This window comes from uncultured Amnibacterium sp., assembly GCF_964244015.1.
Taxonomy (GTDB): Bacteria; Actinomycetota; Actinomycetes; order Actinomycetales; family Microbacteriaceae; genus Amnibacterium.
Map to the genome: position 1 here is coordinate 1 of NZ_CAXTHO010000091.1, position 12063 is coordinate 12063.

Annotated in this window: 11 protein-coding genes; 3 read left to right on the plus strand and 8 right to left on the minus strand. The window is 72.4% G+C overall.

Annotated elements, in window-relative coordinates:
- On the plus strand, positions 1-1837 hold a 1837-nt coding region (gene treY / locus ACFE67_RS10735; RefSeq protein ID WP_375406870.1), incomplete at its 5' end, for a malto-oligosyltrehalose synthase.
- Positions 1834-3579, plus strand: a complete 1746-nt coding sequence (gene treZ / locus ACFE67_RS10740) for a malto-oligosyltrehalose trehalohydrolase (protein ID WP_375406871.1) — start codon at positions 1834-1836, stop codon at positions 3577-3579. The genes treY and treZ, both read left to right, overlap by 4 nt.
- 69 nt (positions 3580-3648) lie before the next feature.
- On the opposite strand, the gene ACFE67_RS10745 is transcribed toward treZ, so the two are convergent.
- A complete protein-coding gene (locus ACFE67_RS10745; protein WP_375406872.1) occupies positions 3649-4305 on the minus strand; it encodes an endonuclease domain-containing protein in 657 nt (218 codons plus the stop codon).
- A gap of 177 nt (positions 4306-4482) precedes the next feature.
- Between ACFE67_RS10745 and ACFE67_RS10750 the strand changes: the two genes are divergently transcribed.
- Positions 4483-5679: an NAD(P)/FAD-dependent oxidoreductase gene (locus tag ACFE67_RS10750; RefSeq protein WP_375406873.1), complete on the plus strand. Its 1197-nt coding sequence runs from the start codon at positions 4483-4485 to the stop codon at positions 5677-5679.
- A gap of 84 nt (positions 5680-5763) precedes the next feature.
- Here the strand turns inward: ACFE67_RS10750 and ACFE67_RS10755 are convergent, their stop codons facing one another.
- The 7 genes from ACFE67_RS10755 to ACFE67_RS10785 all read right to left on the minus strand — a co-directional run.
- The gene (locus tag ACFE67_RS10755; protein WP_375406874.1) at positions 5764-6384 is read right to left on the minus strand and encodes a class F sortase; all 621 of its coding nucleotides are present in this window, start codon (positions 6382-6384) and stop codon (positions 5764-5766) included.
- 47 nt (positions 6385-6431) lie between these two features.
- Complete coding sequence (locus ACFE67_RS10760) at positions 6432-7274, minus strand: DUF4397 domain-containing protein (protein ID WP_375406875.1); 843 nt, start codon at positions 7272-7274, stop codon at positions 6432-6434.
- A 64-nt stretch (positions 7275-7338) separates the two neighbouring features.
- On the minus strand, positions 7339-9252 hold the full coding sequence (locus ACFE67_RS10765; protein ID WP_375406876.1) for a hypothetical protein: 1914 nt from the start codon (positions 9250-9252) through the stop codon (positions 7339-7341).
- A 5-nt stretch (positions 9253-9257) separates the two neighbouring features.
- Positions 9258-10508: a DNA polymerase IV gene (gene dinB / locus ACFE67_RS10770; protein WP_375406877.1), complete on the minus strand. Its 1251-nt coding sequence runs from the start codon at positions 10506-10508 to the stop codon at positions 9258-9260.
- Between the two features lie 105 nt (positions 10509-10613).
- Positions 10614-11114 carry a GNAT family N-acetyltransferase gene (locus tag ACFE67_RS10775; RefSeq protein ID WP_375406878.1) on the minus strand — a complete coding sequence of 167 codons (501 nt, stop codon included), beginning with the start codon at positions 11112-11114 and terminating at the stop codon, positions 10614-10616.
- Complete coding sequence (locus tag ACFE67_RS10780; protein WP_375406879.1) at positions 11111-11686, minus strand: isoprenylcysteine carboxyl methyltransferase family protein; 576 nt, start codon at positions 11684-11686, stop codon at positions 11111-11113. Before ACFE67_RS10780 ends, ACFE67_RS10775 begins: the two co-directional genes overlap by 4 nt.
- A partial coding sequence (locus ACFE67_RS10785) for a 3-oxoacyl-[acyl-carrier-protein] synthase III C-terminal domain-containing protein (RefSeq protein WP_375406880.1) occupies positions 11683-12063 on the minus strand: 381 nt, incomplete at its 5' end. The genes ACFE67_RS10785 and ACFE67_RS10780, both read right to left, overlap by 4 nt.

Consider the following 12063-nt stretch of genomic DNA (forward strand, 5'->3'; position numbering starts at 1 on the left):
CAACCGGTACCCGATCGCGCCGGGCACGGCCGACGACGGTGCCGACGCCCGCACGGTCCACGATCGTCAGCACTACGAGCTGATGCACTGGCGGCTCGCGGACGACGACCTCAACTACCGCCGGTTCTTCGCCGTCAACACCTTGGCCGGCATCCGGGTCGAGCTGCCGGAGGTGTTCGAGGCGTCCCATCGCGCGATCCTCGGCTGGGTGCGCGACGGCCTCGTCGACGGCATCCGGATCGACCACCCGGACGGGCTGGCCGACCCGAAGGGGTATCTCGACGACCTCGCGGCGGCGACCGGCGGCGTCTACGTGCTCGTGGAGAAGATCCTCGAGGGCGACGAGCCGCTGCCCGACGACTGGGCGACCGCCGGCACGACCGGCTACGACGCGCTCGGCGACGTCGACCGCGTGCTGATCGATCCCGCCGGCGAGCGGCCGCTCACCCTCCTCGCCGCGCGACTCGACGGACCCACGGACTGGAAGGCGCTGATCCACACCACGAAGCGCGAGGTCGCCGACGGCATCCTGCACGCCGAGGTGCTGCGTCTCGTCCGCGACGCGGGAGCCGTCGACGCAGCGCCGGAACGGGTCGCCGACGCCTTCGGCGAGCTGCTGACCACCTTCCCCGTCTACCGGACCTACCTCCCTCGCGGCGTCGAGAACCTCGACGCGGCGGTCGCCGACGCGAAGCGGCACCGCCCCGATCTGACCGTCGAGCTCGACATCGCCTCCGGCCTGCTCCGCGATCCGTCGGCGGCGGTCGCGAAGCGGTTCCAGCAGACCAGCGGCATGGTGATGGCGAAGGGCGTCGAGGACAGCGCCTTCTACCGCTCGACGCGGCTCGGCAGCCTGACGGAGGTGGGCGGCGAACCGGACGTGTTCGCCGAGTCCGTCGAGCGGTTCCACGAGCGCCAGGCACGGCGTCAGGCGGACTGGCCGGCTTCGATGACGACCCTCACGACGCACGACACCAAGCGCGGCGAGGACGTCCGGGCCCGCATCGACGTGCTGTCGGAGGTGCCGCAGGAGTGGGCGCAGGCCCTCGACACGCTCGAGCGCGCGGTCGGCTTCGGCGACGCGACGTTCGCGAACCTGCTCTGGCAGGCGACCGTCGGCGCGTGGCCGATCGAGCGCGACCGGCTGCAGGCCTACGCCGAGAAGGCGTCGAAGGAGGCGGGCGTCTCCACGACCTGGACGGACGCGGACGAGGCGTTCGGGCAGCGCCTCAGCGCCGCGGTCGACGCGGTGTACGACGACGACCGCGTCGCCGAGCTGATCGAGAGCGTGAGCACGCGCCTGAACCCCGCCGGCTGGTCGAACGGCCTCTCGATGAAGCTGCTGCAGCTCGCCGGCCCGGGCGTCCCCGACGTCTACCAGGGCAGCGAGCTGTGGGAGCAGAGCCTCGTCGATCCCGACAACCGCCGCCCGGTCGACTTCGCGAGGCGGCGCGAGCTGCTCGCCGAGATCGACGCGGGCGCGCTGCCCGACATCGACGAGACCGGCGCTGCGAAGCTGCTCGTCGTCGCGAAGACGCTTCGCCTGCGCCGCGACCGGCCCGAGCTGTTCACCGGCTACACCCCGCTGCTCGCGAGCGGCGCGGCCGCCGACCACCTCGTGGCGTTCGACCGCGGCGGCGCGATCGCTCTCGCCACCCGCCTCCCCGTCGGGCTCGCCGAGCACGGCGGTTGGGGCGACACGACGCTCGACGTCGGCAGCGCGCCGGTGATCGACGTGCTGACGAACCGCGAGTTCCAAGGCGGCGAGCTGAAGGTCGCCGACCTGCTCGAGCACTACCCGGTGGCGCTGCTCATCGAGGTCGGAGGACTGCAGTGACCATTCCCACCCGCCACCCGCTCGCCGTCTGGGCTCCGAAGCCGGAACGCCTCCGGCTCCGCCTCGGCGACGACACGATCCCGATGACGAAGGGCGACGACGACTGGTGGACGCCGGACGTCGCCGACGTCCCCGGCGACGCCCGATACGGCTATCTGATCGACGACGAGCGCACGCCGCGCCCGGACCCGCGATCGCGCCGGCAGCCGGACGGCGTGCACGAGCTGTCGCAGCGCTTCGACCCGGCAGCGTTCGGCTGGACGGATGAGGCGTGGACGGGCAGGCCGCTCGCCGGCGGCGTGATCTACGAGCTGCACATCGGCACCTTCACCCCCGACGGCACGCTCGATTCCGCGATCGACCGGCTCGACCACCTCCGGGACCTCGGCGTCACCCACGTCGAGCTGCTGCCCGTCAACGCCTTCAACGGCCGCTGGAACTGGGGCTACGACGGCGTGCTCTGGTACGCGGTGCAGGAGACCTACGGGGGCCCGGAGGCGTACCAGCGGTTCGTCGACGCGGCGCACGCCCGTTCTCTCGCGGTGATCCAGGACGTCGTCTACAACCACCTCGGCCCCTCCGGGAACTACCTGCCCGAGTTCGGCCCGTACTTCTCCGAGCGGGGCGCGAACACCTGGGGCACGTCGATGAACCTCGACGGCGCGCAGTCCGACGAGGTGCGCCGCTACATCGTCGACAACGCGCTGATGTGGCTGTCGGACATGCACGTCGACGGCCTGCGGCTCGATGCGGTGCATGCGCTGGTCGACTCGCGCGCCCAGCACGTGCTGCAGCAGCTCGCGGAGGAGACGGCGGTGCTGTCCGCGCACCAGGGCCGCCCGCTCACCCTGATCGCGGAGTCGGACATGAACGACCCGACGCTGATCACGTCGCGGGAGGCGCACGGGTACGGCCTCGACGCGCAGTGGAGCGACGACTACCACCACGCCCTGCACGTCGCCCTGACCGGCGAGACGACGGGCTACTACGCGGACTTCGAGGGCCTGTCCGTGCTGGCCAGGGTGCTGACCCACGGGTTCGTGCACGACGGCACGTACTCGAGCTTCCGCGAGCGGCACCACGGCCGACCGATCGACCGCGAGACGCTGCCGACGTCCCGGCTGGTCACCTTCGCGCAGGATCACGACCAGATCGGCAACCGCGCTGCGGGCGACCGGCTGTCGCAGACGCTGTCGCCCGAGCGCCTCGCCGTCGGTGCGGTGCTGAACCTGCTCACGCCGTTCACCCCGATGCTCTTCATGGGCGAGGAGTGGGGAGCCACGACCCCGTGGCAGTTCTTCACCTCCCACCCCGAGCACGACCTCGGCGAGGCGACGGCGAAGGGCCGTATCGAGGAGTTCGCGAGCATGGGCTGGGATCCGGACCAGGTGCCCGATCCGCAGGATCCGGAGACGTTCCAGCGCTCGAAGCTCGACTGGTCCGAGCCCGCGGGCGGCCACCACGCGACGATCCTCGAGCTGCATCGGCGCCTGATCGCGCTGCGCCGCGACCTCTCCGATCTGACCGACCCGCGCTTCACCACGACCAGCGCCGCCGCGGACGACGAGGCCGCCGTGATCGTGCTGCAGCGCGGCGGTGTGACGATCGCCGCGAACCTGGGCACGGAGGACGCGGTGGTCGCGGCCGACGGTGCGCTGGTCCTCCAGACCGCGGACGCGGTGACGCAGGAGGGCGAGACCGTCACGCTCCCTCCGGACAGCGCCGCAGTCCTGGTCGCGTAACACTCTTCGTCTTCCAGGAGTTCTGGTCAGCCTGCGGCCGACCAGAACTCCTGAAAGACGAAACCGACCTCACAGCATCGCGAGCGCCGTTGCGATCTCGTCGAGCACTCCTTCCAGGTCGTGCACGATCCGCTCGTACGAGAACCGCAGGACGATGTAGCCGAGACCGCGGAAGAACGCGTCGCGGATCGCGTCCTTCTCGGCATCGTGGAACTCCTCCCCGTCCGCTTCGACGAGGAGCCGGTCGCCGACGAGGATGTCGACGAAACGGCGGTCGTCCGGGAGCAGCGCGTCGACCACTGAGGTGCGCCAGCCCTGCGGGCGGTCGAGAAGGTTCGCCCAGTGCAGCTCGACCTCGGCGTCCTCACCGGCCTTCACCTCCCACGTCTTGTCGCGGTTGTGGCGAAGACGGCTCGCGTTCGGGGCGACCGCGACGTGCAGACGCCGCCACGAGTCCGGCGGTACGGGAACTCCCCAGGAGGCGGCGGCGGATGTGCATGCGAGCACACCACCGACCCGGACGGCGTGAGTGCCCTGCCACGGCACGGAGACGTCCGCGAACCACCCGTTTCTTGGACGGTGCGTGACACCTCGTCGAAAGATCGCCGCGACCTGATGCGGCTTCAGCCCGGCGTCGATGAAGGCCGCGAGCTTCGCCACGCCTCCGTGAGCGGCGAGCACTCCGAGGGCCAGGGAATCCGCTCTGGTCCAGTCCGACTTCTGCATGCCGAGATCCTGAGCCGCACGCGCCACCTCCACGCGGGTCTCACCCTGGGGAGGAGAGGATCGCCGCCCGGAATTCCGTCTTTCAGGACTTCTGGTAACCGCCGGCAGCGGCGCGGCCGCGCCAGAACTCCTGAAAGATGAAAAGTGCGCTCAGGCGGGGCTGACATCGTGGGGCGCATGAGCAGGTACGAGTACGTGATCGTCGGCGGCGGGATGATCGCGGACGCCGCAGCGAAGGGGATCCGGGAGCTCGATCCGGACAGCGCGATCCTGATCCTCGGCGACGACCCCGACGAGCCGTACACGAGGCCGGCGCTCTCGAAGCTGATCTGGCTCGACGACTCGTTCACGGAGGACAAGGTGCCGCTCGGCACCGGGGCTACCGGCGCGGAGATCCGGACCGGCGTGACCGTCGAGTCGATCGACCCGGAGGCGAAGACCGTCACCGCGGGCAGCGAGACGATCGAATACGGCGCACTGCTGCTCGCGACGGGCGGCTCCCCCACGACGCTCGATCTCCCCGCCGGCGATCGCGTCATCTACTTCCGCACGTTCGCGGACTATCGGCACCTGCGCGCGCTCGCGGACGACCATCCGCACGTCGCGGTCGTCGGCGGCAGCTACATCGGCACCGAGATCGCCGCCGCGCTGGTGCAGAACGGCTGCCGCGTCACCCTGGTGACCCCGGATTCGGTGCTGCGCGAGAAGGTGCTGCCGGCCGACCTCGCCGGGCGCTTCCAGAGCTGGTTCGAGGACGCGGGCGTCGAGATCGTCCCCGACACGCGGATCGCCTCCGGTACCGCCTCGGCCGATGGCGTCGTGCTGACCACCGAGGGCGGCGCGACGATCGAGGCGGACGTCGTCGTGCTCGGCCTCGGCATCGCGCCGAACACGGGCCTCGCGGAAGCGGCCGGGTTGACGGTCGAGGACGGGATCGTCGTCGACGAGCACCTGCGCACCAGCAGCCCCTCCGTCTACGCCGCCGGCGACGTCGCCAACTACCCCGACGCCCTGCTCGGACGGAGGCGGATCGAGCACGTCGACCTCGCCCGCAAGCAGGGCCGCCACGCCGGCCGGGAGATGGTCGGCGACGAGACGCCCTTCACCTACACCCCGTACTTCTACTCGATGGTGTTCGGCCACCGGTACGAGGCGATCGGCACCCTCGACGCCTCCCTCGACACGGTTGCGGCGTGGGCGGAGCCGCTCGAGAAGGGCACCGTGTACTTCCTCGACGGCGACGCCGTGCAGGGCGTGCTGCTCTGGGGCAACTCCTCGGATGCGGAGCCGGCCGCCCGGGACGGCGCGCGGGAGGCGCTGGCCGACCCGACCCGCTGGTCGCGCGCCGAGCTGGCGGAGCGCACCCTCGCCTGACCGGAGAATCCGTGTTCACGGATCAGGGGATTCGGCGGCGCTTCGCGCCTGCCGAATCCCCTGATCCGTGAACACCCGCGACCATCAACTCACGGCAGTGGCGAAGAGGACGAGGTTGTCGGTGTAGCTGTGCGCGACCGGGTCGAACGGTTCGCTGCAGGTGATCAGCCGCAGCTGGGGGTCGGGAGTCGCGCCGTAGACCTGCTTGCTCGGGAACAGCGCTTTGTCGACCACATGGCTGCCGTCGACCTCGAACCGCACGGTCCGGCCGTCGGACATCCGGACCTCGATCAGATCGCCAGGGCGCAGCTGCTTCAGGCGCACGAAGACGGCCGGTCCCTGGATCGTGTCGAGGTGCCCGACGATCACCGCCGCGCCGACGTCACCGGGTACGACGCCCTTCGACCACCATCCCGCTTGATCCGCGTACTCCGGAGCGACGAGCACGCCGCGGGAGTCCTGGTGGAGCTGCTCCAGCGCGGAGTCCACGCCGATCTCCGGGATGGTCAGCCGCACCGGCGTCGCGGCGGTCCTGGTCGTCCCCTGCGACACGGTCGGATCCTGCAACGCCTCCGTGCCACCGCGGGCTGCCCGCCGCTCAGCCGCGGTCATGTCAGCGAGGCGCTCCTGCTGCAGGACGGTCTGCTCGGCAGCTGCCCTGCTCCGCACGACGCCGTTCCAGGTGGTGGCGGCCCCCGCCCCCATGGCGAGGACGAGGACCAGCAGCGCGCCGACGACGCGGACCCGCCCGATCAGGGCTGATGCACCCCGCTGCGTCGCCGCGCCATCGCGCCGAGCAGTCCGAAGCCGCCCAGCGCCGCCCCGATCGCCAGCAGCATCGCCAGCTGCGAGTCACCGCCCGCGAGCCCGCCACCGCCGGCGGCCAGCGACCCCACGGGGGTCTCCGTCGCAGCCGCGCTGTCCAGCGCCGGCGAGATGGTCAGGTCCCCCTTCGAGTCGTCGATGACGAACAGGGTGTGCGCGCTGCCCGCCGCGAACCGCTGCGACACCGTTTCGACGTCCGAGCCGGCCGTGAGGGCGATGGAGGTGGATCCCGCGGGGACCGTCGCGTACTTCGATGCGTCGCCGAACGCGGCACCGGTCGCGACCGTCGTGGACCCGGCGGTCGCGTCGACGCTGGAATGCGTCACCGATGCCTGCACGATCCGGACGCGGGCGTCGCCCCCGCTCACCTCGTCGAGATCGTCGGTGAACACCTTCGTCGTGAGGTCGTCGTTCTTGCCGATCGCCGCGACCGTCTCGGCAGTACCGGCGGCGATCTCCACCGATCCGCTGACGACGGGCGTCGCGTTCGGATCGTTCTGCCCCGCGGGCACCATCGCGAGCGCGTACGTGCCCTGCGGGAGCCGCATGTACTTCGACACGGCGCCGTACCCGACGTTCTGCAACCGGAAGAGGGTCACGTCGCCGCTGAGGCTGGACAGGGTGATGTTCACCGCAGCGGTGTCCGGAGACAGGTGAGCGAGCCGCACCCACCCGTCTCGGGTTGCGGCGGCAGCGGGAGCGGCGGGGACCGCCATCGCGATCAGCGCCACGGCGAGCGCAGCGAGCAGGGGCCGGCGGATTGTCTTCATCGGGAGAGCAGTGTGGCCCAGCCGCCTCCATATCACCCGAACGTGGTCGATCTGCCGGGCGGTCTCAGCCGTCCGGCACCAAGTCCGGGTCGGGGGCGAAGGCCGCGGTGATGCCGTCGTCGGTCGCGTCGATCGACTCCGTTGCGAAGTCCCCGCGCAGATCCGACAGGAAGCGCAGCAGCACGCCCGTCTTCGTGCCGTCGGACGGCACCGGCCGCCCGTCGATCTCGCTGATCGTCACGGTGGTCCGCAGCCCGGAGGTGTCCCCCTCCGCGACCCCGAAGTCGCGGATGGTGATGCGGTGCGCGGTGACGAACTGTGCGAGCACGAGCACGATCCTGGTGTCCACGTCACCGGCCAGCAGTCGCGCGCGATCCTGCCCGTCGACCTCGATCCTCGGGTTCTGCGCCACCTGGGTGCCGACGGATTTCCGCAGCGCAGCGGCCGCGCCCCCGGCCGCGGTGGTCGGCGGGGCGGGGGTGTCCTCCACCTGCGGCGCCCGGACGGCGCGCACGGACATCGCCGACGCTCCGGTGCCGAAGGATGCGACTTCGAGCGACCGGGCCAGCACCGAGGCGGCGGCGCCCGACCGGTCGGTCGGCAGCGAGGCGTCCTCCACGACGTAGTCGGCGCGGTTCCACGGCACGGAACTCGGCACCGCGGTCGTGCCGGAGCCGCCGGCGTACCAGCCGAAATCGGCGCGGGTCGAGCCGACGAGGTCCGGCCAGGCGCCGAGCGGGACGAGCACCGTCTGCCCGGCGGGGACGCTGCTGTCGATCCACCGCTCGAGCTTCGCGAGAGGCTGATCGCTGCCCCGGACGAGACCGCTCAGCCCGACGGACCAGCCGATCACCGCGACGACGAGCAGCGCGCCGACCCCGGTGAGCCACGCGGACCCGAGCACGCTGCGCACGAACCGGGGATGCCCGAGCGCGTCGACACCGACGTCGACCGACCGCGCCACCGCGCCCGCGACGACCGGGAGCAGCACCACGAGCGGGGCGACCGCGTCGTCGCCCTGGGGCCACACGGACGCGGCGACGACCACGACCGCGACCACGAGCGGCGACAGCCGCCTGCCGACGGTCGCGGCGACCACGACGGCGACGACCGCGATCAGGAGGGACAGCGGGTCGATCTGCGACCAGCGGCCGAGCGCGGCGAGTCCGACGGTGGCCGGGCTCTGCGCGGCGACGACCGCGTCCAGCCGTGCCGTCGCCGCGGTCGCAGGGATCGCGGCGACGCCCCCCAGGACTGCGGCGAGCAGAATCGCCGCCACCACGAACCCGGCCAGGACCAGGACCGCGCGGCGGCGCAGCAGGAGGGCCGCAACGACCGCGAGCGGCACGACCGCGATGCCGACGGCGGGCGCGGACGCGATCGCCACGGCGACGAGGACGCCCGCCGCGACCAGCGACGCCCTCCTCCGCCCGAGCGCGAGCGCCGCGGCCAGCAGCAGCCAGACCACCGCGACGGCCGTGGCGGAGACCGCCGTGTGCGTCTCGACGGCGATCGGCGCGATCCCGAACACCGCGGTCGCCAGCCCCGCGGCAACACCGCCGGCGCCGAGCCGCCGCAGCACCCACCACAGCAGCGCCGCCTGGATCACGGCGAGCAGCAGCATCCCCCCGTGCGCGGCGGCGAGCACGCTCTGCGCCTGCCCGCCCTGCAGCAGGCGCAGCAGCGCGCCGAGCTGCACCCGGCCGAGGGTCGGGGCAGTGAGCCAGGAGGTGGTGCCGGCCAGCGCGCCGGGTTCGGAGGCCAGCCACGCGCCCGCGAGGTCGAACCGCGCCACGCCGGACGGCACGCGCTGCGCGGCCGGGCTGAGCGACTGCACCACGACGAGGAGCACGACCGGCGGCAGCAGCGAGAGCACCGGGGTCAGGACCGCCGCCGCACGCCCGACGGGACGCGGCAGCGAGAACCGCGGCGCGGATCGGTGGCGGGAGGTCTCCCTGCGCCGGCCCTGCGCCTCCACCCGCCTCAGCCCTCGGTGTCGGCGAGGCGTTCGCGGTCGGCCGGCCGCTCGAGCAGCGCAGCGGGCAGCACCGCTCCCCTGCCGAACCGGAGGGAGGCGAGGTCCGCGGCGGTCTCGGCGCCACGCCACTGCTCCTGATCGCTCCAGAGGCCGAGCAGCTCGTCCTCCGCGCGCACGAGCTGCTCCCCGCGGGTGCCGAGCAGGCGCACCGCGCGACCGCGGAGGTCCGCCGCGTCGAGGAGGGCGACGGTCTCCTCGTGGATGCGGCGGGCGAGGTCGGTCGCCTCGGGCACGGTCCGCGACCGGGTGATGGTGGTGAAGTCGGCGTAGCGGACCTTCAGCGAGATCGTCCGTGCGCGCCACCCGCCTTTGCGGAGCCGGACGGCGACGCGGTCGGCCTGATCGAGCAGTTCCCGCCTCAGCGCCGCGACGTCGAGGATGTCCGTGCCGAAGGTGTTCTCGTGGCCGATGCTCTTGTCGGCACGGCTCGTCGACACCTGCCGGGCGTCACGACCCCAGGCGAGATCGTGCAGCTTGCCACCCGCGGCCCGGCCGACCCAGCCCTCGAGCACGTGCCGCGGCGTGTCCGCGAGGTCCTGCACGGTGTGGATGCCGCGCCGCTCCAGGGATTCGCGGGTCGAGGGCCCGACGCCCCAGATGGCGCCGATCGGCAGCGGGTGGAGGAACGCGATCGTGTGCTCGGGCGGCACGACCATCAGGCCGTCGGGCTTCGCCCGGGTGGAGGCGAGCTTCGCGATGAACTTCGTGGCGCCGGCACCGACGCTGCACGTCAGCCCGGTCTCGTGCAGCACCCTGGCGCGCAGGTCCGCGGCGATCCGCGCGGGCGGGCCGAACAGCCGCACGGCGCCCGCGACGTCGAGGAACGCCTCATCGATCGAGAGCGGCTCGACGATCGGGGTCACGTCCCGGAAGATCCGCATCACCTCGGCGGAGGCGTCTCGGTACTTCTCGTAGTGCGGATGCAGCACCACGGCGTTCGGGCAGAGCCGCAGAGCCCGCCCGACGGGCATCGCGGAGCGGATCCCGAAGCGGCGGGCTGCGTAGTTCGCCGAGCTGACGATGCCGCGGCCGCCCTCGTGCCCGATGATCACCGGCCGATGCGCGAGCTCGGGATGGTCGAGCAGCTCGACAGAGGCGAAGAAGGCGTCCATGTCGACGTGCAGCACCGTGGCGCGGGAGCTGTCGACATCGGCGGCGGACACCTGCCGCTCGCCCTCCCCGCCCTTCACCGTCACCCCACCATTCTCGCCGTCACCACCGACATCCAGGTCGTGTTCACGGATCAGGGGATTCGGCGGCGCGAAGCGCTCGCCGAATCCCCTGATCCGTGAACACCGGCGTCAGCGGAGCGCTTTGACCATCTCCAGCTCGAGCGAGGGCGGGTCGAGGGGGTACGGCGCGGTGCGGCCGGTCGGCACGAAGCCGCGCCGGCGGTACGCCTCGATCGCGCGGCCGTTCAGCTCGTTGACCTCGAGCCGCAGCTGGTCGCCCCGCTCCTGCTGCGCCGCCCAGCGCTCGATGCCCGCGAGGAGCGCATCCGTGACCCCGGTCCCGGCGCCGCGCACGTCGGGCGCGACGTACACGGCGACGAGCGTGGGCACCCCCTCCGCGATGATGCCGCCCATGGTGCCGATCCAGCGGCCGTCCTCCTGCTCGGCGACGAGCTTGATGCCGGTCGGTCGGCCGCGTGCGCTCCGCTGCCAGTGCGACACGGTGTGCTGCAGCGCGGTCTCGAGCTTCTCGAGGTAGGCGATCGGGGTGTCGGCGAGCATCTCCAGCCGCAGCGCACGCAGGCGCACCCAGTCGCGCTCCTCCACCTCCCGCACCGTGAACGCGGTCATCGCCCCGGATCCGCCGCGAGCGCCTCCGACATCGCGCGCTCTTCCGCAGGGATGCGGAAGCCGAGCAGCAGCACCGCGTTCAGCGCGGTGAACGCGAGCGCGGTGACCCAGCCGGAGGCGACGAGCGGCAGCGCGATCCCCTCGATCGCGACCGCGACGTAGTTCGGGTGCGGCAGCAGCCGGTACGGCCCGCGCCGGACGAGCGGCAGATGAGGCACGACGACGATGCGCGTGTTCCAGCGCGGCCCGAGCGTGCGGATGCACCACCAGCGCAGCGCCTGGGACCCGAGCGCCAGCACCGACGCGGGCACGGCGAGCGCGCCGACGAACGACCGGCCGGCGAGCAGCGGCTCGAGCGCGCACGCCAGGATCAGCCCGGTGTGCAGCGCGACCATCGGCCCGAAGTGCCCCCTCCCGCTCTCCCGGCCGCCGCGCGCGAAGGCCCAGCGCGCGTTCCGCACCGAGACGCCCAGCTCGATGAAGCGCTCGACGGAGGTACCCGCGAGCAGGAGGAGGTAGACCGAGTACGCCGCCCACCAGCCGGCCGTCCCGGCGAGCAGCTGGCCGGTCATGCCGCGGCCAGCGCCAGGGCGGGTTCGGGCCAGCGGAGCAGCACGAACTCGGCGCTGATCCCGGGGCCGAGCGCGAACAGCAGGCCGTACTCGTGGGCTCCGTGCGGGACCCGCAGCTCGTCGGCCAGCACGTGGAGCACGCTCGACGACGACAGGTTGCCCACGGCGGCCATCGAGGCCCAGCTGCGATCGAGCGCCCCGATCGGCAGCGCGAGTCCCCGCTGGAACGCGTCCAGCACCTTCGGGCCGCCCGGGTGGGCGATCCAGGTGTCGATGTCGGATACCGCGAGGCCGTGGTCGGCGAGGAACGCGGTCGCGTCGCTCGCGAAGTTCGCGTCGATGACGTCGACGACACCCGCGGTGAGGATGACCCGGAA

What these genes read in the sequence shown, in the direction of transcription:
- ACFE67_RS10745 (WP_375406872.1), bottom strand. Translation starts at nt 4,305, where the DNA reads ATGCAGAAGTCGGACTGGACCAGAGCGGATTCCCTGGCCCTCGGAGTG.
- ACFE67_RS10750 (WP_375406873.1), top strand. Translation starts at nt 4,483, where the DNA reads ATGAGCAGGTACGAGTACGTGATCGTCGGCGGCGGGATGATCGCGGAC.
- ACFE67_RS10755 (WP_375406874.1), bottom strand. Translation starts at nt 6,384, where the DNA reads ATGGGGGCGGGGGCCGCCACCACCTGGAACGGCGTCGTGCGGAGCAGG.
- ACFE67_RS10760 (WP_375406875.1), bottom strand. Translation starts at nt 7,274, where the DNA reads ATGAAGACAATCCGCCGGCCCCTGCTCGCTGCGCTCGCCGTGGCGCTG.
- ACFE67_RS10775 (WP_375406878.1), bottom strand. Translation starts at nt 11,114, where the DNA reads ATGACCGCGTTCACGGTGCGGGAGGTGGAGGAGCGCGACTGGGTGCGC.
- ACFE67_RS10780 (WP_375406879.1), bottom strand. Translation starts at nt 11,686, where the DNA reads ATGACCGGCCAGCTGCTCGCCGGGACGGCCGGCTGGTGGGCGGCGTAC.